Annotated in this window: 18 protein-coding genes; 13 read left to right on the top strand and 5 right to left on the bottom strand. The window is 55.5% G+C overall.

Annotated elements, in window-relative coordinates:
• Positions 1–7: 7 nt before the first annotated feature.
• Together ACRZ91_RS02100 and ACRZ91_RS02095 are read left to right on the top strand one after the other, a co-directional pair.
• Entirely contained in the window at positions 8–1,471 is a 1,464-nt protein-coding gene (locus ACRZ91_RS02100) for an ABC transporter permease (protein WP_170539278.1), read from the top strand.
• 94 nt (positions 1,472–1,565) lie between these two features.
• Complete coding sequence (locus ACRZ91_RS02095) at positions 1,566–3,653, top strand: dipeptide ABC transporter ATP-binding protein (RefSeq protein WP_010439616.1); 2,088 nt, start codon at positions 1,566–1,568, stop codon at positions 3,651–3,653.
• A gap of 116 nt (positions 3,654–3,769) precedes the next feature.
• Here the strand turns inward: ACRZ91_RS02095 and ACRZ91_RS02090 are convergent, their stop codons facing one another.
• From ACRZ91_RS02090 to ACRZ91_RS02080, 3 genes are all read right to left on the bottom strand, one after another.
• On the bottom strand, positions 3,770–4,756 hold the full coding sequence (locus ACRZ91_RS02090) for an MBL fold metallo-hydrolase (RefSeq protein ID WP_480902235.1): 987 nt from the start codon (positions 4,754–4,756) through the stop codon (positions 3,770–3,772).
• Positions 4,757–4,884: 128 nt separating this feature from the next.
• The gene (locus tag ACRZ91_RS02085; protein WP_260025851.1) at positions 4,885–5,847 is read right to left on the bottom strand and encodes a LuxR C-terminal-related transcriptional regulator; all 963 of its coding nucleotides are present in this window, start codon (positions 5,845–5,847) and stop codon (positions 4,885–4,887) included.
• A 95-nt stretch (positions 5,848–5,942) separates the two neighbouring features.
• The gene (locus tag ACRZ91_RS02080) at positions 5,943–6,521 is read right to left on the bottom strand and encodes a lytic transglycosylase domain-containing protein (protein ID WP_480902231.1); all 579 of its coding nucleotides are present in this window, start codon (positions 6,519–6,521) and stop codon (positions 5,943–5,945) included.
• A gap of 207 nt (positions 6,522–6,728) precedes the next feature.
• Here ACRZ91_RS02080 and ssb point away from each other — a divergent pair, with 207 nt between their 5' ends.
• Positions 6,729–7,214 carry a single-stranded DNA-binding protein gene (gene ssb / locus ACRZ91_RS02075; RefSeq protein ID WP_010439606.1) on the top strand — a complete coding sequence of 162 codons (486 nt, stop codon included), beginning with the start codon at positions 6,729–6,731 and terminating at the stop codon, positions 7,212–7,214.
• Between the two features lie 18 nt (positions 7,215–7,232).
• Positions 7,233–8,303, top strand: a complete 1,071-nt coding sequence (locus ACRZ91_RS02070) for a site-2 protease family protein (protein ID WP_480902228.1) — start codon at positions 7,233–7,235, stop codon at positions 8,301–8,303.
• A 7-nt stretch (positions 8,304–8,310) separates the two neighbouring features.
• On the opposite strand, the gene aroB is transcribed toward ACRZ91_RS02070, so the two are convergent.
• Both aroB and ACRZ91_RS02060 read right to left on the bottom strand, forming a co-directional pair.
• Positions 8,311–9,420, bottom strand: a complete 1,110-nt coding sequence (gene aroB / locus ACRZ91_RS02065) for a 3-dehydroquinate synthase (protein ID WP_480902225.1) — start codon at positions 9,418–9,420, stop codon at positions 8,311–8,313.
• The gene (locus ACRZ91_RS02060) at positions 9,420–10,007 is read right to left on the bottom strand and encodes a shikimate kinase (protein WP_480902222.1); all 588 of its coding nucleotides are present in this window, start codon (positions 10,005–10,007) and stop codon (positions 9,420–9,422) included. Before ACRZ91_RS02060 ends, aroB begins: the two co-directional genes overlap by 1 nt.
• Before the next feature lie 79 nt (positions 10,008–10,086).
• Between ACRZ91_RS02060 and ACRZ91_RS02055 the strand changes: the two genes are divergently transcribed.
• The 9 genes from ACRZ91_RS02055 (at position 10,087) to ACRZ91_RS02015 (ending at position 21,642) form a co-directional block, all read left to right on the top strand.
• A complete protein-coding gene (locus ACRZ91_RS02055) occupies positions 10,087–10,236 on the top strand; it encodes a hypothetical protein (protein ID WP_480902219.1) in 150 nt (49 codons plus the stop codon).
• On the top strand, positions 10,226–11,752 hold the full coding sequence (locus tag ACRZ91_RS02050) for a hypothetical protein (protein ID WP_480902216.1): 1,527 nt from the start codon (positions 10,226–10,228) through the stop codon (positions 11,750–11,752). The genes ACRZ91_RS02055 and ACRZ91_RS02050 overlap by 11 nt, the downstream gene beginning before the upstream one ends.
• A gap of 2 nt (positions 11,753–11,754) precedes the next feature.
• On the top strand, positions 11,755–12,711 hold the full coding sequence (locus tag ACRZ91_RS02045; RefSeq protein WP_480454742.1) for a tyrosine recombinase: 957 nt from the start codon (positions 11,755–11,757) through the stop codon (positions 12,709–12,711).
• 63 nt (positions 12,712–12,774) lie between these two features.
• A complete protein-coding gene (locus tag ACRZ91_RS02040; RefSeq protein ID WP_170778892.1) occupies positions 12,775–14,082 on the top strand; it encodes an HlyC/CorC family transporter in 1,308 nt (435 codons plus the stop codon).
• A 105-nt stretch (positions 14,083–14,187) separates the two neighbouring features.
• Positions 14,188–16,605, top strand: coding sequence for a GcvT family protein (locus ACRZ91_RS02035; RefSeq protein ID WP_480902211.1), 2,418 nt, complete (start codon positions 14,188–14,190; stop codon positions 16,603–16,605).
• 31 nt (positions 16,606–16,636) lie between these two features.
• On the top strand, positions 16,637–17,251 hold the full coding sequence (locus ACRZ91_RS02030; RefSeq protein ID WP_480902208.1) for a nucleotidyltransferase family protein: 615 nt from the start codon (positions 16,637–16,639) through the stop codon (positions 17,249–17,251).
• 746 nt (positions 17,252–17,997) lie between these two features.
• The gene (locus tag ACRZ91_RS02025) at positions 17,998–19,434 is read left to right on the top strand and encodes a Do family serine endopeptidase (protein ID WP_480650927.1); all 1,437 of its coding nucleotides are present in this window, start codon (positions 17,998–18,000) and stop codon (positions 19,432–19,434) included.
• A 164-nt stretch (positions 19,435–19,598) separates the two neighbouring features.
• Positions 19,599–20,279 (top strand): response regulator transcription factor, encoded by a 681-nt coding sequence (locus ACRZ91_RS02020; protein ID WP_010439589.1) that lies wholly within the window; start codon positions 19,599–19,601, stop codon positions 20,277–20,279.
• A complete protein-coding gene (locus ACRZ91_RS02015) occupies positions 20,272–21,642 on the top strand; it encodes a sensor histidine kinase (RefSeq protein ID WP_480902204.1) in 1,371 nt (456 codons plus the stop codon). The genes ACRZ91_RS02020 and ACRZ91_RS02015 overlap by 8 nt, the downstream gene beginning before the upstream one ends.
• Positions 21,643–21,663 lie beyond the last annotated feature (21 nt).

Here is a 21,663-nt window from a genome sequence, read left to right as displayed (position 1 = left end):
TTAGATCATGGAACCACTTACCTGGACCGGCTCTATCGCCTTCCTCAACCCGCTACTGTTGCTGGCGCTTGGGCTTTTGGCTTTGTCCATCGTTGTCTGGATGCTGGCAAGTATCGTTCTGCCCGAAGACCAAATGACAGTGAATCCAGACGGAACGCTGAGTTCGAGCTCGGGTCTTCGCAATCTGATACAAGCCGCGCTGCGCTATAGTTTTCTAGCTATAGTGGGCCTCGCAGTTGCTTATATTGTGTTGGGCATTCTGATGGGCACCAGCGCCGGTATCATTGGCGCCATATCCCAGCAATTCCTGCCAGTTTGGCTGTCGCTGATCATCCTCTATGCGATGTCGATTGCGTTCAAACGCAAGCTTGGACTTTACGGCAAACTTTTCGACAGCCCTATTGGCATGATCGGCTTTGGCCTTGTTATGTTCTGGGTTTTCACCGGGATTTTCGGCGCGCTCGATCTGATCGTCACTCATGACCCGTTGGCTCAGCTCTCAGGCATGAAAAACAAGGTGCCGGGTACGCCTCTGGCCAGTGTGGAAGAGGGTCAATACGCCTGGTACCTACTGGGTGGCGATAACCTTGCACGCGACGTCTTCAGTCGCATGGTCAAGGGTGCCTGGATTGTTGTTCAAATCGCACCTCTGGCGACCATGTTTGCCTTCATGGTTGGTATCACTCTTGGTCTACCTGCGGGTTACTATGGCGGGCGGCTGGATACGCTTCTGTCGTTCCTTGCGAACCTGATCCTGGCCTTCCCAGTGATCCTGCTATTCTACCTGCTGGTCACACCCGAGATCGTTGCGACCGGCGTTCCTAATTATATGGCCGCCGTATTGTTCGTATTCCCAATTATCTTCCTGGGTGTTCTGCTGAATTCGCGGTACTATACACGGCCAAACTTTCGGACTCCGCTATTGATCGGAGTACTGGGCGTTGCGCTCTGGTTGTATCTCTCGCTGATTTCGACCAGCGGCTACATCATTAACACCGACAGCTACCGTATCTGGGGACTGCCGACCTATCTGGATCTCTTCGATATTCCGGGTGGTATTCTGGTGGTGTTTGTCTCGGTGGTCTTTGTGAACTCACCTACGGTGTTCCGCATCGTACGTGGCTTGGCGCTGGACATCAAAACCCGAGACTACGTGGCCGCGGCCCAGACCCGCGGCGAAGGCCCGTGGTACATCATGCTGTGGGAGATCCTACCCAACGCACGCGGCCCGCTGATCGTCGATTTCTGTCTGCGCATCGGCTACACCACCATCCTTCTGGGGACCTTGGGTTTCTTCGGATTGGGTCTTCCGCCGGAAAGCCCGGATTGGGGGTCTACGATCAACGAGGGGCGTAAACTCTTGTCGATCTATCTGCACCCAGCCCTTCCGCCTGCGTTGGCTCTGTTGTCGCTGGTTCTTGGTTTAAACCTGCTGGCGGATGGTCTGCGCGAAGAAAGTCTGAAGGACTGATGTGATCGAGGCCGGGGGGCCAGCCCCCCGGATCCCCCGAGATATTTTTAGCCAGATGAAGGGGATCCCCCGGACTCTCGCGAGGAGATACAAGATGAACAAACTGGCGGATTATGACGGGCCCATTCTGGAGATCGACAAGCTGTCGATCTCGTTCTTTACCCGTCTGCGGGAAATTCCGGCTGTGATGGATTTTTCAGTTAGCGTGCAACCTGGTGAGGCCGTCGGACTGGTTGGTGAATCCGGGTGCGGTAAATCGACCGTTGCCTTGGGCGTAATGCAAGACCTGGGCAAGAACGGCCGCATAGTCGGTGGTTCGATCAAGTTCAAAGGCCGCGATCTGAGCGAAATGTCCACAGAAGAGCTGCGCGACATTCGCGGCAATGAAATCGCAATGATCTATCAGGAGCCGATGGCCTCTTTGAATCCGGCGATGAAGATCGGCAAGCAACTGATGGAAGTTCCGATGATCCACGAAGGCGTCGGTGCGGAAGAAGCTTATTCACGCGCGCTTGAGGTGGTAACAGACGTGCGTCTTCCTGACCCCGAAAGGATGCTGAATTCGTTTCCACACCAGCTTTCCGGTGGCCAGCAGCAGCGGATCGTGATTGCGATGGCGCTTATGTCGAAACCGGCGTTGTTGATCCTGGATGAACCAACGACCGCTTTGGACGTGACCGTAGAGGCCGCAGTGGTCGAACTGGTCAAGGATCTGGGCAAGAAATACGGTACCTCGATGCTGTTTATCTCGCACAACCTCGGGCTCGTGCTGGAAACCTGCGATCGGCTGTGCGTGATGTATTCCGGTGAAGCGGTCGAGCGTGGTTCGATCAAGGATGTTTTCGACGAGATGCAACACCCCTATACGCAAGCACTGTTCCGGTCGATCCCGTTGCCCGGAGCTGACAAGAACTCGCGCCCGCTGGTGGCGATTCCGGGGAACTTCCCCCTGCCCCACGAGCGGCCCCCAGGCTGTAACTTTGGCCCGCGCTGCGACTATTTCGAAGAAGGTCGCTGTGATGCCAAAGACATCCTGATGGAAGCAGTGCCGGGAAATGACAGACACCATACGCGTTGTCTGAAATTCCAGGAGATTGATTGGAATGCGCCAATCACCGTGGGTGAGCAAAAAGAGAAAGGTGAAATCGGCCGGACTGTCCTGAAAATGGACAACCTCAAGAAATATTATGAGGTGGCTGCGAATGCCTTGTTCGGTGGGGGTGAGACTAAAGTGGTCAAGGCCAACGAAACCCTGAGTTTTGAGGCGCATGAATCTGAAACGCTGGCCATTGTTGGTGAATCCGGTTGTGGCAAGTCCACTTTTGCAAAGGTTTTGATGGGCCTGGAAACTGCAACCGACGGGCAAATTTTGCTGGACAATCGCAACATCGAACAGGTGCCTATCGAAGAGCGGGACGCGAAGACCGTGGGCGAGGTTCAAATGGTTTTTCAGAACCCCTTCGATACGCTGAACCCGTCGATGACTGTCGGGCGTCAGATCATTCGGGCCCTAGAGATATTTGGCGTCGGTAATTCAGAGGCTGAGCGGAAAAAGCGGATGCTTGAGCTGTTGGACCTTGTCAAACTGCCGAGGGCATTTGCCGATCGCATGCCGCGCCAGCTGTCAGGTGGTCAGAAGCAACGCGTGGGAATCGCGCGCGCCTTCGCCGGAGACGCGAGGATCGTTGTCGCGGACGAACCGGTTTCGGCGCTGGATGTTTCGGTACAAGCAGCGGTGACCGATCTGTTGATGGAAATTCAGCGAGAACACAAAACCACTCTGCTGTTCATCAGCCATGACCTGTCAATCGTGCGTTACCTCAGTGACCGTGTAATGGTGATGTATCTGGGCCATGTTGTGGAACTGGGCACGACCGACCAAGTCTTTGCTCCACCATACCACCCTTATACCGAGGCGTTGTTGAGCGCGGTTCCGATCGCGGACACGTCAGTTGAGAAACAGCATATCGTTCTTGAAGGCGACATCCCTTCTGCCATGAACCCGCCGCCGGGCTGTCCGTTCCAGACACGCTGCCGCTGGAAGTCCGAAGTGCCAGATGGGCGGTGTGAGTCCCATGTACCCCCGGTTCAGACGCTTGCGGATGGACATCAGGTCAAATGTCACCTTGCCGAAGATATTCTGGCTAAAATGGAGCCTGTCATCAAAATTGCGGCCGAATAATTCCTCGTAAAAGAATGAAGAAGGGCCGGTCCTCGACCGGCCCTTTCGATTTGCGTCACGATTGGTGGGGGGACAGGAGACGCAGGTCGTGGGTGAGTGGCAGTTTCAGTTTGCAATCAACCCGTCATCACGTTGTTGCCGAAGTGCATGAACTCCTGATTCATGCCCGCTAAATCCCCGGCTTCCAGCTTTAAGCTGGCGCTGTCGAGCATCTTGTAACTCTGCTGGCTTTTGACCCAATCGTCTGCCGCCTGCAGCGTCGTCAGCGTGTACGACGTAACCTCATTGAGGTAGTGTGTCGGGATGATGATTTTGGGCTTGAGTTTGGCGACAATATCATTTCCCTGATCGAAGCTTAGGATATGTTCCGACCCATCGACAGGCAAAGTCAGTACATCGACCTGCCCGATCGCATCCCAGAACTCCTGAGGCGGATTGTGACGGTTGTCACCCCAGATCAAAGTGCGAATGCCGCCGGTTTCGACTAGGTAGACCACCATATCCATGTGGCCCACGTTGTTGGGCGGGCAAGCTTCGGCACCAAATTCGGCCAATGCGTTGGTCCATTCGTACCATCCCGGCGCAACGCAGGCATGTTTGTCAGCAAAGCCCGTGATCTTTAGGTCGGCAAACTCAAAATTCCCCGCCATCCTGTCCAAAACCATTGTGGAGCTAGGCCGTTCGATAGCATCATGGTCAAAATGAGCATGAGTGGACATGGTTATATCAACGGGGATCTGCGGAAATTCGTTGCGGAACCATAACCCCCATGCGCCCGAGGGATCATCCCGCCAAGGGTCGAATAACGCGGTCGCTCCGTTTGGCGAGGTGATCTTGATGGCACAGTGACCGTAATAGTCGATCCCAACAGTTCCCGTGCTGGCCTGCCCAGTCGAGCCTTGCAAATCAATCACATGATTGTTGTTGCCCGGCTGCAGCCAAGCCTGAGACTGTGCTTCGGCTGGTTTGCTGCTCAGCATTGAGGCTCCTGCCCCCACACCTGCGGCACCGGCTGCCATAAAGAACGAACGGCGTGAAAGGCCTTTTGCCAGAATGTCTCGTTCCCCGTTCAGTATTGTCGGCTTTAGATCTTTGCGATCCATCTTGATCCTCCCGATTAAACGGGTGCGGCTGTATCCGCACCCTTCTGATCAGGTTAACAAGGTCATCGTGGAAGGCTCAGATCAGAAAAATCTGGGGGGAATATGGGGGTAATCCCCATATTGCTAGATCACGAAATCGACAAAAGATGGCTGCGGAGGTTCTGATCCCGCCCTTCGAGTCCCAGTTTCCGGCGAATATTATTGCGATGGAAATCAATCGTTGATGTCTCGCGCGACATGGCCCGGGCTATATCTTTGGTGGTTTTACCGGACATGACCAGTTGCGCGATTTCGATTTCCGTCGGCGTCATAACCGAAAACGCATCCGAGAGTTTGTCGGAAATCATCGTGGTGATGTCTTGCAGATTTCTCAATGCCAGTTCCAGATAAACTTGCGAGGCGTCGCCTTCGGTCATTTGGCTATGCAACTTGTCCAGATACGGCAAGACCATCGAACGAACCCGTTCAACAATGTCCTGATCGCGTTCTTTCCGGTCGTCGTCCAGACTTGTCAGCAATACCCGAAGTGCAGTGTTGGTTTCTTGTAACTCACGTGTCCTCAACTCGACGCGATTTTCCAACTGGGCCAGTGTTTCATTAAGCTTTTCCTCTAGCGCGCGCCGCAGATAAACCTCTTGAATCAAAGCCAAATCCGACTCAACCATACGTGCAAACTGCGCCAGACCCTCACGGAATAGCAAAGCGCGGCGATTGCGATGGCGATCCAGAACGCAGATGGTTCCGAAAACTGAACCATCCGGCCATTTCAGCGGAAAACCGATGTAAAAGGACATGCCGTGCTCCATGTCCTCATTGTCACTCCAGGCTGGATCGCAAGTAGCATCTTCGACAACAAATTCGCCATCTCGTTCAAGGACACCCTGGCAATAAAGCTTGGGATTCAGGCGAAAATTCATGCCGACAGGGTACGGATTTTCCGGATGATCCGAGGTGATCAGGACCGCATGATCGGGTGCTTCGGTCTTCATGATCAATGTCGCTGGCACGTCCGCGAGTTGTGAAACTAGATCAACCAGGCGTTGCCAGTTGGCCATCGTTTCGGCTGGTATATCCGGTCGATCCTTGATCATTACAAACCGCACAAGTCTGAGAGCTATCTTCCCAGACTAAGGCAGCGCTCTGTACTTGATCAAGAAACAGCCTCTCTGCGCCGCAGCACCGGTTTTTAGCCGCCCCAGATCACTTTCACATAGTTTTGGGTCTCTTTGTAAGGTGGTATGCCGCCATGCTTTTCGACCGCTTTGGGGCCAGCATTATACGCCGCCAAAGCAAGCCGCCAAGATTTGAACTTGCGATACTGCCACGACAGATAACGCGCGCCCCCTTCCAGGTTTTGGATGGGGTCATACGGATTGACACCCAGCAACCTAGCTGTCTGTGGCATCAATTGCGCAAGACCCAAAGCACCCTTGTGCGATTCAGCATGTGGGTTCCATCCGCTTTCCTGTTGGACAAGTCGCAAGAACAGCTCTTCAGGTACATTATGCTTTCGGGCCGCATTCCGGGCGTGATTCAGATATTGGCCCCGATAATTTCCGGTGTATCGCTTGGCAAACTTCCCGTTCTCAGTTTTAGGTCTAAGCCGATCTGAATCGCGATACTGGCTTGCAGCACGACCGTCCAATACCTTGGATTGCTTGAGGAAAAGGGCCTTTCGATTCTTTGTTGAAAGAGTTTCCGCCTGCGCCGAAAAGGACACAAGGCAAACACTTAAAACAGAAATACCACCGATCAGAAACCGCATTAAAGCCAATCCTGCACCCTCAATAACCAGCCGAATTATAGTTAAATCAACCGGAAATGAAAGCTTGGTTAAAGTTGGCCTAATATTTTCCCATTCACCGTTGCAGCATCAATCATGTTTTAACCAAGTCCCAGCCCGTATAGGGTCAGCAGCAGAACACAGCGCCAGATTCGGGCGCCATCCAGTCAGAGTAAAACGAGGGAATAAATGGCGGGTTCAGTCAACAAGGTCATTCTGGTCGGCAATCTGGGCCGCGATCCTGAAGTGCGGACGTTTCAAAACGGTGGTAAAGTATGCAACCTGCGCATTGCCACCTCGGAAACCTGGAAGGACCGCAATACCGGAGAGCGCCGTGAACGGACAGAATGGCACTCGGTCGCCATATTCAACGAAGGACTTGTACGCGTGGCTGAACAATATCTGCGCAAGGGTTCAAAAATTTACGTCGAGGGGCAATTGCAAACGCGTAAGTGGCAGGATCAGTCCGGTCAGGATCGTTATTCGACCGAGGTGGTGCTGCAGGGCTTCGGCTCGACGCTGGTAATGCTCGACGCCCGCGGTGAAGGCGGCGGCGGTGGAGGCGGCTATGGCGGCGGACAAGCCGGCGGCGGATATGGCGACCCATATGGCGGCCCCTCCAGCGCACCAGCCCCTGCGTCTGGCGGAATCGACGATGACGAGATTCCGTTCTAAACCAAGCGGAGACTAAATATGGCATGGTCCTTCTCACTTGGCCGATTACTCGGCTCGGAACTGAGGGTCCATGTCACCTTCTTTTTGCTGCTCGCCTGGGTTGGTTTTGCGGCCTATTCCACCGGCGGCTTGCCTGCAGCGATTGACAATGTCGTATTCGTACTCGCCTTGTTTGCTTGTGTTGTGGCGCATGAGTTCGGCCACGCGCTGATGGCGCGGAGATATGGCATCCGTACCCCTGACATCACTCTGTTACCGATTGGCGGGCTGGCGCGCCTTGAGCGAATGCCAGAAAAACCGATGCAAGAGGTCTGGGTCGCCCTCGCTGGACCCGCCGTAAACATCGCGATTTGGGCAATTCTTGTTGTCTTGGGGGCAAGCATACAGCTTGGTTCACTCGACCAGATTGACTCGGCCGCAACCGGCCTGCTCAGCCGTTTGGCCTATGTGAACCTGCTGTTGGCGGCCTTTAACATGATCCCGGCTTTCCCGATGGATGGAGGACGCGTCTTCCGCGCCTTGCTGTGCATGAAAATGGAACGCGCCAAGGCAACCCGCATTGCAGCACTCGGTGGTCAGATCGTTGCTGTTGGGCTTGGATTTCTGGGGCTGACCTCAGGCAATCCAATATTGGTCCTGATCGCCGTCTTTGTTTTCATCGCTGCTAATGCCGAGAATCAGGACGTTGCGTTGCGTTCAGTTGCACGGCGCGTGATGGCTCGGGATGCGATGATCACCGAGTATAAGGCGTTATCGCCGGACGATACATTGGCAACAGCAGCACAAGCAGTCATTCACACAACCCAGCACGAGTTTCCGGTACTGGCACAAGACGGCAGTCTTATGGGGTTCGTGACCCGTGATCGCCTGTTTACCGCATTGGCGGGTGACCATCCCCGCTCGGAATCGGCGGTCTCGATTATGGATACCAATATTCCGCAGGTTGAGCTGACCAGCGGATTGGACAAAGTCCTGAATGGCCTACACAAAGGTGCCCCCGCGATTGCCGTATGCACTAAATCGGGGCACATGGTCGGCTATATCACGCGTGAAAATATCGGCGAGTTGATGGTGATCCAGGGGCGCTAAGCCTCAATCACACCTCCAACGCGTCCTTTAGTACAGAAACCACCGTCTCGCGGGGCACATCCGGTGTGACGAAAGCTTGCCCGACCCCTCGTGCCATAATGAACCGTAACTGACCGTCCATGACCTTTTTGTCCTGCGCCATCAGATCGACCAGCGTTTCTGCATCCGGCAATTCACCCGGGATATCGGCCAGATCGGTCTTCATCCCCATCGCACGCAAATGCGCCCTGACGCGGCTCGGGTCTTCTTGCGAACACAGGCCCAACCGAGAAGAGGTCTCAAACGCCAGCGCACACCCGATGGCGACACCTTCGCCGTGCAACAGACGATTTGAATAGCCCGTTGCAGCCTCAAGCGCGTGGCAGAAGGTATGACCCAGATTGAGCAGCGCCCGGTCGCCCTGCTCGGTCTCGTCGCGTGCCACGATATCGGCCTTCATCTGAACCGAACGCGTGACGGCCTGCACTCGCGCTGCCATGTCGCCGGATGCCAACAGAGGCCCGTTATCTTCTAGCCACTCAAAGAACTGGGCATCACCCAACAGTCCGTATTTGACGACCTCACCATATCCAGCGAGAAAGTCTCGCGTCTGTAACGTACCCAGCACATCAGTATCGGCCAATACCAGTGACGGCTGGTGAAACGCTCCGATCAGGTTCTTACCCTGTGGCGCATTGATCCCGGTCTTGCCGCCAACCGAGCTGTCGACCTGCGCCAGCAGCGAGGTCGGTATCTGAACAAAGCGCACTCCGCGCCGCATCACTGCAGCAGCAAAACCCGCCAGATCGCCAATCACCCCACCACCAAGCGCAACGACGATGTCGTTCCGTTCAACCTTTTCCGCCAGCAACCATTCCACCGCGCGCTCAAAATGCGGCCAGCTTTTGGTTGCCTCACCTGCTGGAAGCGCCAGCGCGGTCATCTCGATCCCGGCTGAGGCCAATCCATCACGCAGAGCATCCAGATGCATTCCCGCGACCGTTTCATCGGTCAGAACCGCGACACGCGGGCGCTTTAACAGCGGGGCAATCCGTTCCCCGGATTGCGCCAAAAGTCCGGGGCCGATTTCAACATCATAAGAACGCTCGGCCAAGTCTACATGTACGGTTTGATGCATTAATTTCGTTCCAAAATATCTGGGCGTGTCACCAAGGCGGCGATGACCCGATCCACCATATCTTCGATTGCGGTTTCACCATCCGAGTCCGCCACCAGATCAGATTGTTCATAGATCGGCACGCGCGCTTCATACAAGTCGCGCAGCGTCGCATAGGGGTCCGCTGTACGCAGCAGAGGCCGCGTATCCTTGTGTTTGACACGATTCCACAGCACGTCCAAATCAGCCTTTAACCAAACCGAGGCACCACGATCCGAGATCATTTTGCGATTACCTTCGGCAAGAAACGCACCACCACCTGTCGACAGGATACCTCTTTCTTCGTCCAAAAGCCGCCCGATAATCTGACTTTCCTTGCTGCGAAAAAACGCTTCTCCATCCCGTGCGAAGATTTCGGGGATGGTCATGTTGGCTGCCGATTCGATTTCGGTATCGCTGTCAAGAAAAGGAACACCCAGCCGGGCAGCCAGCGCACGACCCACGGCTGTTTTGCCTGCCCCCATCATTCCAACCAAAACGACGGTTTTGTGCAGTCGAAACTGCGTCGCTGTCTCAGAAGGCACCGTGTTATGCTTAATTTCGCTCATTTCGTCGTGAATGACGTGATCTTAGGGAAAATGCTAGTTATAACTTGGCCAAAAGCAAAAATTGAGGCAGCGTTCACCCATGGGCCGTTTGATCAAGTTCCTGATATACATCATTTGCCTGTGCTTCATCGGGCTGGTCGGGTATGCCTATATCGGGCCGTATTTCGGCGCGGACTTCTCCGCCCCGCAAAATGAAGTTCGCGAGCCGGTCATCCTGAATGCAGACTAAAGGCACCTTACTGGCGCTTTTTCTGGCCGGGACCGCACAGGCGCAAACGCAAGAGCCATTGTCAGTCATCGACTGGCTAACTGACCCGCCAGAAAACCTGCCGGGCACCGTGCTGATGGAACCCCCTGTGACGCAGACGGGACTGCAACCCGAGGTGCAGGTCACCCCGTTGGAAGCGCTGTCCCCTCCTCTGGGGTTGGTTGCGTCTTCAGTCACTGGTCTGCCGGTGGACCTGTGGCGCAGCAGCGATGCTGATCGGCTCGCGGATTTGATCTCGAAGGTACAGGTCAAGTCCAACCCAGCGATGCAACGATTGTTGTTTACGTTGCTCTTGTCCGAAGCCCGCGCCCCAGCGGGTGGGCAGGCGGAAGATACATTGCTGATGGCGCGACTGGACCGTCTTATGCAATTGGGCGCATCCGATCCGGTGCAATCCTTGGTTCAACTGGCCGGTCCGACCGATACGCAAGACCGCTTTAGACGTTGGTTCGATGCCACGTTGCTGACCGGTGACGAAGATCGAAGTTGCACAGCCCTGATCGCTCAGCCGAATTTATCAAGGAACTACGCCGCTCAGATATTCTGCAAAGCGCGCCGAGGAGATTGGGCCTCGGCAGCGCTTACACTTGAAGCCGCACATGCGTTGCAGGTATTGCCCGACGATCAGCTTGCCCTGCTCGATCGCTTTCTCAGCCCGGAATTGTTCGAAGGGGCCGAGTATCTTCCGCAACCCGAAGATCCCGACCCTCTCACCTTCCGAATGTTCGAAGCCATTGGTGAACGCCTGCCCACGGCATCTCTACCTCGGGCCTTTGCAAACGCTGATTTGCGGGACGTGGCGGGGTGGAAAGCTCAGATCGAAGCTGCCGAACGGTTGACGCGGATTGGTGCTCTGACGCCAAACCAGTTGCTTGGCCTTTATACCGAACGCTCCCCTGCAGCCTCAGGTGCGGTATGGGATCGTGTCTCAGCCATACAAAAGTTCGAAGCCGCGCTCGAAACTGGCAAGCCGGGGCCAGTTTCAAATGCGTTAACAGCTGTTTCGGCACAGATGAAATCGGTCGGCCTGGAAGTGCCCTTTGCCGAATTGTTTGCGCCGCGTCTGGCATCGATGAAGTTGCCCGATCAGACTGCAGAAAACCTCCGTTGGCGTATTCTGCTTTTGTCCGAACTATATGAAGACGCGGCACGCACGATGCCTGACGAGTCGGACGCCAACAAGTTTTTGTCTGCCCTTGCACAAGGCGATCCGCAGCGCGCGCCCTCTCCTACCCCACTCGCTGATGCCATTTCACAAGGTTTTACCTGGTCTGCACCTGTCCCTTCGGACATAAACACCATGCTGCTCAATGATCAGTTGGGCGAGGCCATTCTGGAAACTATGCAGTTGTTCGCCCATGGCGCGCGCGGCAATCTGGTGGATCTGACAGCCGCGATTGCCACGTTCCGACGTGTCGGGCTCGAAGATACCGCGCGCCGAGCTGCATTACAGCTTATGATCCTGAACGGGGCCTGAGGATGACCGCACCCTCGTCTCAGGATCTATGGGTTTCCACCTTCCTCGAAGCGCAAGCCGCTGAACTTGGGGCTGCAACCAATACCTTGCTTGCATACGGACGCGACCTTAAGGATTTCTCAGACTGGCTGGTACGACGAAAGTCTGGCTTTGCCGAGGCTGACCGAGACAGGATCGAAGGCTACTTGATCGACTGCGATGCGCAGGGCCTGTCCCGCGCCACCCGCGCACGGCGGTTGTCTGCGATCAAGCAGTTGTATCGATTTGCGTTCGAGGAGGGATGGCGTGACAGCAACCCCGCGATCCAGATCAAAGGCCCCGGACGTGCGAAACGACTGCCCAAAACGCTGGATGTGCCTGAGGTTGACCGCCTGCTTGCCGCAGCACGCCGAACGGGTCGGTCCGAAGCCGACAGAATACGTAACACCTGTTTGATGGAGCTTCTTTACGCAACAGGGATGCGGGTTACTGAACTTGTGTCGCTGCCGGTAAGCTCTGCCAGAGGCGATCCCCGGATGCTGTTAGTTCTTGGCAAAGGCGGCAAAGAGCGGATGGTTCCACTGTCCCCTCCCGCCCGCGAAGCGTTAAGCGGATGGCTCATGGTCCGCGATGCGGCTGAAGAGCAAACGATAAAAAAAGGTGCACAGGCATCGCGTTTTCTGTTTCCTTCGCGCGGGAAATCAGGGCATTTGACGCGGCATCGCTTCTTCCTTCTGGTCAAAGAACTGGCCGTCGAGGGCGGCGTTTCACCCCAGAAGGTCACCCCGCACACACTGCGCCATGCGTTTGCGACGCATCTGCTGGCCAATGGTGCGGATTTACGCTCGATCCAGACACTTCTGGGCCATGCGGATGTCGCCACAACCGAGATTTATACTCATGTTCTGGATGAACGCTTGTCGGAACTGGTGCTGGAACACCACCCGCTTGCCAAGGATGACACCACAGATCAAGGCTAACCCCTTGATCGGACGAGGTCGCAGCCCCATAACGGATGCAGCAACAAGAATAGCCTAGGACCGATGGAACCCACCTCTTCTTTGCTCGACAGTGCATTCTGGATCACGACTGGATCCATTCTTCTTCTCCTTGTGCTATCGGGCTTTTTCTCTGGCTCGGAAACCGCCCTGACTGCGTCATCACGCGGAAAGCTAAGGGCGCAGGCTGACAAAGGTTCACGCGGGGCGCAGAAGGCGCTGGATATTACCGACGACAACGAACGCCTGATCGGCTCGGTCCTGTTGGGCAATAACCTTGTCAACATCCTTGCCGCTTCGCTGGCCACAGCACTGTTTACGCGGCTATTCGGCGAAAGCGGAGTCGCATTGGCGACGCTAGTGATGACCTTGCTGGTGTTGATCTTTGCCGAAGTATTGCCCAAGACCTACGCTATTACAAACGCTGAAAAGGCTGCCGCATGGGTCGCGCCTGTTATCGGTGTTGTAGTGACGGTGTTTTCGCCCGTCGTAGCCGCCGTTCGGCTTCTGGTGCGCGGAGTGCTGCGCTTGTTTGGCGTAAAAATCGACCCTGACAGCAACATCCTCGCAGTGCGGGAAGAAATCGCTGGCGCGCTGCAACTGGGCCATTCCGAAGGAGTTGTCGAAAAGGAAGATCGCGACCGTATTCTGGGTGCGCTGGATCTTGGTGATCGCGCGGTGGAAGAGATCATGCTCCATCGCTCGAATATCGAGATGATCGATGCCGATGATGAGCCCGAGGCGATCCTCAAACAATGTCTGGAAAGCCCCCATACCCGCCTGCCGGTTTTCCGGGAGGAACAGGAAAACATCGTGGGTGTGGTCCATGCCAAGGACTTGTTTCGCGCGATGTACGCCCAAGTCGGCGGTGCAGATGGCGATCCGGAGCGGCTTAAGAATTTCGACATCGCAAAGGTGGCCAACGATCCTTATTTCGTTCCTGAAACCACCACTCTGGACGACCAGATGCGCGAGTTTCTTAGGATGCACAGCCATTTCGCGCTTGTTGTGGATGAGTACGGATCGCTGCGCGGGTTGATCACGCTCGAGGATATTCTAGAAGAAATCGTGGGTGAGATCGCCGACGAGTTCGACATCGACGAAGAAGTACCCGTCACCCGCACCGATGATGGCCAATTCCTCGTCGAAGGTGCAATGACCATCCGCGACGTCAATCGCGCCCTCGACTGGGCCCTGCCGGACGAAGAAGCCAACACTTTGGCTGGTCTTGTCATTCACGAAGCACAGATGATCCCGATCGTAGGTCAGGTGTTTTCATTCCACGGCTTTCGGTTCGAAGTCACCGCACGCGAGGGTAACCGGATCACGGCCCTCAAAGTGCGACCTCTTTAAGTTCGGCAGCGTTCGCAATTGACAAGCGACGCGCAGTGTCGCGAACGGAATAGTATTGCGCCAGAGCCCTCGGCAGGCTCGGCCAAAAGCCGAGGGAGTTGCATCGTGAAAACCACCACCCGTGTTGTAGTGATTGGCGGGGGCGTCGTCGGATGTTCGGTCCTCTATCATCTAACCAAACTTGGTTGGTCGGATGTGATGCTGCTGGAACGGTCCGAGCTCACCAGCGGCTCGACCTGGCACGCGGCAGGTGGATTCCACACGCTGAACGGCGACACTAACATGGCCGCCCTGCAGGGCTATACCATACGGTTGTATAAAGAGCTGGAAGAGATCACGGGCATGTCTTGCGGCCTGCACCATGTGGGTGGCGTCACTCTGGCCGACAATCAGGATCGCTTCGACATGCTACTGGCCGAACGTGCGAAACACCGATTCATGGGCCTTGAGACCGAGATTGTCGGGCCAGAAGAGATCAAGAAGATCGCTCCAATCACCAACACCGATGGTATACTTGGCGCGCTTTATGACCCCCTGGATGGGCATTTAGACCCTTCGTGCACCACCCATGCCTATGCCAAGGCCGCGCGGATGGGCGGCGCCACGATCGAAACCCATTGCATGGTGCGCGAGACCAACCAGCGCACGGACGGAACATGGGATGTGGTGACCGACAAGGGTACGATTCACGCCGAGCATATCGTCAACGCGGGCGGTTTATGGGCGCGCGAGGTCGGCGCAATGGCTGGTATCTATTTCCCGCTTCATCCAATGGAGCACCAATATCTGGTCACCGACTCCGTCCCTGAGATCGAGGCCATTATCGACGCAGGTGGCGAGCATCCGCATGTGATGGATCCTGCAGGAGAAAGCTATCTGCGGCAGGAAGGGCGCGGGCTGTGCATCGGTTTCTATGAACAACCCTGTAAGCCCTGGGCCGTTGACGGAACCCCTTGGGAGTTTGGCCACGAGTTGCTGCCCGATGATTTCGACAAGATCACCGACAGTATCAAATTTGCATACCGACGCTTCCCTGTGCTGGCTGAGGCGGGGGTCAAATCGGTCATCCACGGACCGTTTACTTTTGCCCCCGATGGCAATCCCCTGGTCGGGCCTGTGCCCGGCGTGCGGAACTACTGGTCGGCCTGTGGTGTCATGGCCGGTTTTAGTCAGGGTGGTGGTGTAGGCCTGACTCTCGCACAATGGATGATCGAAGGTGAACCTGAACGCGATGTGTTTGCGATGGATGTGGCCCGGTTCGGCGACTGGATAAGCCCCGGTTACACGCGCCCCAAAGTGATTGAGAACTATCAGAAACGGTTTAGCGTCGCATATCCGAACGAAGAGCTGCCTGCCGCACGGCCAAATCGAACTACACCGATGTATGACATCTTCAGCGATCTCGGTGCCGTATGGGGGCAGCAATACGGGTTGGAGGTTCCGAACTACTTTGCCAAAGGGGATGAACCAGATTTCGAAACACCCTCTTTCCGCCGCTCCAACGCTTTTGAGGCCACTGGCCGAGAAGTCCGCGCCGTACGCGAAGGAGTGGGGATCAACGAGATTCACAATTTTGGTAAATACCGCATCACCGGTGCCGGTGCCCGCGCATGGCTGGATCGCATCATGGCTGGCCGAATTCCGAAACCGGGTCGTGTTTCTTTAACGCCCATGTTGTCGCCCAATGGCAAATTGATCGGGGATTTCACCGTGTCCTGTCTGAACGAAAATGAGTTTCGCGTCACGGCCTCATATGGCAGCCAGGCGTTTCACATGCGCTGGTTCCTGCAAAATCAGGACGAAGGCATAAACATCGAAAACATCAGTGACCGGCTGAACGGCTTTCAGATTGCTGGCCCCAAGGCCACCGAGGTCCTGTCGGCCTGTACCCGGGATGATGTTAGTTCACTTAGGTTCCTTGACGTGCGCGAGATGACCATCGGCATGACAGACTGCATCGTTCAGCGCGTCAGCTATACCGGTGACCTGGGATATGAGATCTATTGTGATCCGATGGCACAGCGGCAGCTTTGGTGGACCTTATGGCAGGCAGGCCAACCTCATGGCATCGCACCATTTGGCATGCGTGCGATGATGAGCCTGCGTTTGGACAAGTTCTTTGGGTCGTGGATGCACGAGTTTTCGCCGGACTATACCGCCGCGGAAACCGGTCTGGATCGGTTCATCTCATTTGCAAAGAACAGCAACTTCATTGGCCGCGCAGCTGTCGAGGCCGAACGCTCTGCTGGCACCAATCGCCGTTTGGTTGCGTTCGAGGTCGATGCAGCCGATGCCGATGTTAACGCGTATGAACCGATATGGATTGATGGTTCAGTTGTCGGCTTCTGCACGTCAGGCGGGTATTCCCACTATGCACGCAAATCGATAGCAATGGGATTCCTGCCAACCGAACAAGCAACCGAAGGTTGCGAGGTTTCGATTGAGATACTGGGCAGGATGCGCGCGGCCCGTGTGATCACCACGCCTCTGTTTGATGCCGACGGTGCAAGAATGCGGGGATGACACAATCTGAACTTAGCGGCATGGTGGCGAGATGATAGAAATTCCCATCATACTGCTCGCCGCCGGCCAATCCAGCCGTATGGGTGGGACCGATAAGCTGATGCAGCCAGTGGGTGGCGTGCCGCTGCTGCGCCGTGTAGCGCAAAGAGCGATTGCCGTTGGTCCTGTTTTCGTTGCCCTGCCCCCGATGCCTCATCCACGCTATACGGTGTTGAAAGATCTCGATGTGCTGCCGGTCGAAATCCCGAACGCACGGGAAGGTATCAATGCCAGTCTAAAAGGGGCGATGGCGGCAATCCCAGCCGATGCGAAGGCCGTGATGATCCTTTTGTCCGATTTGCCGGACCTTACGACTGCAGATCTACGCAATGTCCTGCAATCGGTCAAAACCCATCCTGCCAATCGAATTTGGCGCGGTGCGACCAACCAGGGCGTCCCTGGGCACCCGGTGATCTTTGATCGCTCTCTCTTTGCAGAACTGACAGAATTGACCGGTGACAGTGGCGCGCAATCTGTCGTACGGCGTCACAAGGATGCAGTTCACCTTCATCGCCTGCCCAGCCAAAATGCGCTGTTGGATCTAGATACGCCAGAGGATTGGTCTGAGTGGGTAGCCCGCCAACCTTCTGGGCTTCACCCGAAATAAACACGGCCCGGTCGTTTTCGACCGGGCCGTATGCCCAAAACAGGACTACCACTTTCACCAATCTCTAAAGCACTATCAGATCGCCAATCAGGCTGTCCGACTTTGAGCTGCAGAACCTAAACAAGACCCCCTCGTTAACATGCCGCTCAGCGCTGTGGAGACTGAGATGTGCCTTTGACACCCCCTAGTGTCTCAGGCCCCCCTCACTTGGGCATCTCCAATGTCGCCGATCAGATGCGTTCAAACAATGTAAAATTGGAAGAAATGGTAAATTTGAGCGAAGACGGTTTGGCTTTTGCGCAACAATACAACACTCAAGACTCTACCAGTGGTTGCATTTCCATAACTCTAATCGGAACAAATACAGCGTTAATAGTTCATCGATACGCCCATTGCGCCTATTTCATAGACACCTACACACACACTCAAAGATTAGATTGATTGCGCGATACAACTTTAAGGGGAGAAATTCGACGGGCCGTCCACGCGCCGTTTCTTTGTTAACAAAAATGATTCAATTCAATACTTTTCCGAAATTATCGACTTCGTCGGCAACAATCCACCGATTCGCCTCGATTCTCCCAAGCTGATTCTCGCTGTTAAGCCCTTCCGAACAGAGTCATTAAAGCGGCGAAACGTGGCGAAATTAAGGTTTCTTAATTTTTCTCTCAGGATATCCCAAGGTTGCTGGGGCATCTCCTGTCTGAATGCGCGGGATCAACCGCCAAACACAGACAGGAGTCAAAATGAGCATCCGGAAATCCTCACTGCTTCTTCCAAGCACATCCAGCTGGATGGGGGCTGGCGCACTGGGCGCGGCAATGCTGGCCACAACCGTTCTGCCCGCAATGGCAGACGAGGCGCTGGCTGATCTGGTCGAAACGGTTTCACCCTCGGTGGTGACAATCATCGCCAAACAAGACGCAACGCCAAAACAGGCGCAGGGGCAGGACTTCAATTTCGAAGGTCACCCCTTTGGTGAATTCTTTGAACGCTTTGGAGGCCCTGAAGGGTTCAACATGCCACAGCGCGGTCCAAGCCAGGGTTTGGGCTCTGGATTCGTGCTGGACGAGGCGGGTTACATCGTGACCAATCACCACGTTGTCGACAACGCAACCGAAGTGACCGTCCGCCTGAGCGATGACCGTACGTTCCAAGCTGAAGTCATAGGCACTGATCCGCTAACGGATATTGCCGTACTCAAGATCGATGCCGGTGAAGACTTGCAGGCCGTCGAAATGGGTGACAGCGATGTAATTCGCGTCGGCGAAGATGTGGTGGCCATCGGCAACCCGTTCGGTCTGAACGCGACTGTTACGACTGGCATCGTATCTGCGAAGGGCCGCAATATTTCGGAAGGTCCGTACGCCGAGTTCATCCAGACTGATGCCGCCATCAACAAAGGTAACTCGGGTGGTCCGCTGTTCAATATGGAAGGCGAAGTAATCGGAGTGAACTCGGCAATCTATTCGCCTAGCGGAGGCTCGGTAGGATTGGGTTTTGCGGTCACATCCAATATTGTCGATCACATTACAGCTGATCTGCTGGATGACGGTGAAGTCAGCCGCGGGTGGTTGGGTGTTTCGATTCAGAATGTGAGCCCCGAATTGGCGGCAGCAATGGGAATTGATGTCGCTACCGGCGCCCTGGTATCCGATGTTGTCCCGGACAGCCCCGCCGATGGCGTGCTGCAGCAAGGCGACGTGATCCTGACTTTCAACGACGATGCCGTTGAATCCAGTAATGAACTTCCCGTTCTGGTTGGAACCACCAAGGTTGGCACCGACAGCACATTGACAGTTCTGCGCAACGGCAAGGAAGAACAGATCAAGCTGACGATCGGCCAACATCAGGCAGCATCGGCGGCCACCGACAGCGTAGCGGAAGACAAGTTCGAAGGCACCAAACTTGGCGTTATCGTGGCTCCGCTGACTGAAAGCGCCCGTGCAGAAGTTGGTGTCGCGGAAACTGTCGATGGCGTTGTTGTCACCGATCTCCAGCCCGAAAGCCCTGCGGCCAAAGCTGGTTTGCAACGCGGCGATGTTATCGTCCGGCTAGGCAATCTGGATACGGTTTCGCCGGATGCGCTGAAGGAAGCACTGGAAAGCGAAAAGACCGATCCAGCGTTGGTTCTTATCAACCGTGGCGGCAACCAAATATTTGTCGCGGTCGAAATCGTCTGACCCCACACCTAAGCGCGCCACATGATGGGGAAATCTGGTGCGCTTATTTCTGGCCGACGCGGATTGTCCACGCGTCGCCGGAGCAGCCGGGTGCGGCATCGCACCCGGCATGTTTTTTTCAAACAGTATGTGTGTTTAAATCCCGATGTGAAGGAGCCCTGATTATGAGTAGACGCCTGTTAATCGTTGAAGATGACCAAGACACACGGGACTTCATTGCCAAAGGGTTTGGCGAAGAAGGGTACGTTGTCGAAGTTGCATCAGACGGCCGCGAAGGGTTGTACCACGCCACCGATGGCGGATTTGACGCAGTCGTGCTGGATCGAATGTTGCCAGGCTTGGACGGGTTGTCGCTGATCAAATCAATGCGTGCGGCCGGGGTAAAAACACCTGTGCTGATGCTAACCGCCATGAGTGCGGTCGACGAGCGCGTCAAAGGCCTCCGTGCAGGTGCTGATGACTATCTAGTCAAACCATTTTCGTTCCAGGAACTCCACGCCCGGATCGAGGCGCTGCTGCGCCGTCCACAAGAGTCAGAAGAAACCCCTTCCCTCGCCTGCCGCGATCTTGAGATGGATTTGTTGACCCGCAAGGTCACGCGCAGTGGCCGGGAAATCACTCTAACCCCGCGCGAATTTCAGATTCTGGAGTTCTTTCTGCGGCGTAAGAACCGAGTCGTCTCGCGCACCATGTTGCTAGAAGGGGTGTGGGATTATCACTTTGATCCGAACACCAATGTAGTCGACGTGCATATCTCGAAGCTTCGCCGCCAACTCGATGAAGACGGGGCCGACCCGATTATTGAAACGGTCCGAGGGGCCGGTTACATGGTTTCGGATGGATAACCTGCGCCTGTCGCTCAAAAATTCACGTACGCGGCTGGTTCTGGCCAGTATGGTTCTCAGCACGTTGCTAACAGCGGCGGTGCTTGCGATGGTCTATGTGACTGCCAACCGCACGATTACGGGCGAAACGCGCTCGGTCGTGTCGGCTGAGCTCACCGGATTGGCGGATGAATATGAACGGCACGGCATGATCGGTTTGATCACTGCGATCGAGAGGCGATTGCCAACAGCGGCCGAGCGCGATGCGTTGTACCTGTTAACCGGTCGGCAGGGTACAAAGCTGGCGGGAAATTTATCTCATTGGCCCGAAGGAATCACAGCGGGCAGTGGGTGGGTCGACCTGCAGTTGCGCAAAGGGGATACCGATCAACACGTTCCGATTTCTGCTGCTTCCATCAGATTGCCGGGTGGTGAAAGATTGCTGGTTGGGCGAGATGCGCTGGCAAGACAGCAATTTGATCGTGTTCTTCTTCGCTCGGTTGCTCTGGCACTGGCGACCGCGCTTGCGCTTAGCCTGTTGACCGGTTGGTTGCTAACTCGGCTTGTGTTCTCGCGGCTAAAGGATATTGCCGACACCGCCGACAATATCGTTTCAGGCGATTTGGCGCTGCGCATGCCCCTGCGTGGAACAGGTGACGAATTCGACCAAGTTGCTGGCACTTTGAACAACATGCTTGATCGCATCGAAGAGCTGATCAGCAACCTGCGCACAACTTCCAACTCAATCGCCCATGACCTGCGCTCACCCCTGTCGCGACTTCGTCAGCGCGTCGAGTCTCTTGCCGAACCCGGGAAAAGCGAACAGGACCGTGATATCGACTTGGCCCGTGCGACTGGGGAAATTGATCATCTGTTGCGCGTCCTCAGCCAATTGACCGAGATCTCGCGGGCAGAAGCCGGTTTGGGGCGCGAGCAGTTCGAGCCGGTGAATTTGCCGCAACTGGTCGGTGATGTGGTTGAACTTTATGAACCTGTCGCTTCTGATCAGAATATCCGTCTTGAAGTTGTTGGTAACGCCGAACCGATCCAGGGTCACCGCCCACTTCTCTCTCAGGCGTTGTCAAACCTGCTCGAAAACGCGATGCGCTATGCGCCTCCCGGTACTGCTATCACCATCGAAATCCGGGAAGATGAGGATTATGCATTGCTCAGCGTCCGTGATCGTGGCCCCGGTGTTCCGGAAAACGATCTGTCACGGTTGCAGATGCCCTTCGTCACCCTTGATCCCGCACGGACTGAACGCAACGCGGGGCTAGGTCTCGCACTTGTAGCGGCCATCTCGCATATGCACGGGGGCAGCTTTCAGGCCCGGAACCGCAAGCCCGGTCTGGAGACGACTCTGAGGCTTTCACGCAGGTTTTGATAATTGAAATTCAAGCCGCAA

Source organism: Ruegeria sp. O11, assembly GCF_056535285.1.
Note: the sequence above shows the minus strand (reverse complement) of the source record. Positions and strands in the feature narration are given on the sequence as shown.

What these genes read in the sequence shown, in the direction of transcription:
- ACRZ91_RS02040 (WP_170778892.1), top strand. Translation starts at nt 12,775, where the DNA reads ATGGAACCCACCTCTTCTTTGCTCGACAGTGCATTCTGGATCACGACT.
- ACRZ91_RS02020 (WP_010439589.1), top strand. Translation starts at nt 19,599, where the DNA reads ATGAGTAGACGCCTGTTAATCGTTGAAGATGACCAAGACACACGGGAC.
- ACRZ91_RS02095 (WP_010439616.1), top strand. Translation starts at nt 1,566, where the DNA reads ATGAACAAACTGGCGGATTATGACGGGCCCATTCTGGAGATCGACAAG.
- ACRZ91_RS02100 (WP_170539278.1), top strand. Translation starts at nt 8, where the DNA reads ATGGAACCACTTACCTGGACCGGCTCTATCGCCTTCCTCAACCCGCTA.
- ACRZ91_RS02080 (WP_480902231.1), bottom strand. Translation starts at nt 6,521, where the DNA reads ATGCGGTTTCTGATCGGTGGTATTTCTGTTTTAAGTGTTTGCCTTGTG.
- ACRZ91_RS02025 (WP_480650927.1), top strand. Translation starts at nt 17,998, where the DNA reads ATGAGCATCCGGAAATCCTCACTGCTTCTTCCAAGCACATCCAGCTGG.
- ACRZ91_RS02050 (WP_480902216.1), top strand. Translation starts at nt 10,226, where the DNA reads ATGCAGACTAAAGGCACCTTACTGGCGCTTTTTCTGGCCGGGACCGCA.
- aroB (WP_480902225.1), bottom strand. Translation starts at nt 9,420, where the DNA reads ATGCATCAAACCGTACATGTAGACTTGGCCGAGCGTTCTTATGATGTT.
- ssb (WP_010439606.1), top strand. Translation starts at nt 6,729, where the DNA reads ATGGCGGGTTCAGTCAACAAGGTCATTCTGGTCGGCAATCTGGGCCGC.
- ACRZ91_RS02090 (WP_480902235.1), bottom strand. Translation starts at nt 4,756, where the DNA reads ATGGATCGCAAAGATCTAAAGCCGACAATACTGAACGGGGAACGAGAC.
- ACRZ91_RS02085 (WP_260025851.1), bottom strand. Translation starts at nt 5,847, where the DNA reads ATGATCAAGGATCGACCGGATATACCAGCCGAAACGATGGCCAACTGG.
- ACRZ91_RS02015 (WP_480902204.1), top strand. Translation starts at nt 20,272, where the DNA reads ATGGATAACCTGCGCCTGTCGCTCAAAAATTCACGTACGCGGCTGGTT.
- ACRZ91_RS02055 (WP_480902219.1), top strand. Translation starts at nt 10,087, where the DNA reads ATGGGCCGTTTGATCAAGTTCCTGATATACATCATTTGCCTGTGCTTC.
- ACRZ91_RS02060 (WP_480902222.1), bottom strand. Translation starts at nt 10,007, where the DNA reads ATGAGCGAAATTAAGCATAACACGGTGCCTTCTGAGACAGCGACGCAG.
- ACRZ91_RS02030 (WP_480902208.1), top strand. Translation starts at nt 16,637, where the DNA reads ATGATAGAAATTCCCATCATACTGCTCGCCGCCGGCCAATCCAGCCGT.
- ACRZ91_RS02045 (WP_480454742.1), top strand. Translation starts at nt 11,755, where the DNA reads ATGACCGCACCCTCGTCTCAGGATCTATGGGTTTCCACCTTCCTCGAA.
- ACRZ91_RS02070 (WP_480902228.1), top strand. Translation starts at nt 7,233, where the DNA reads ATGGCATGGTCCTTCTCACTTGGCCGATTACTCGGCTCGGAACTGAGG.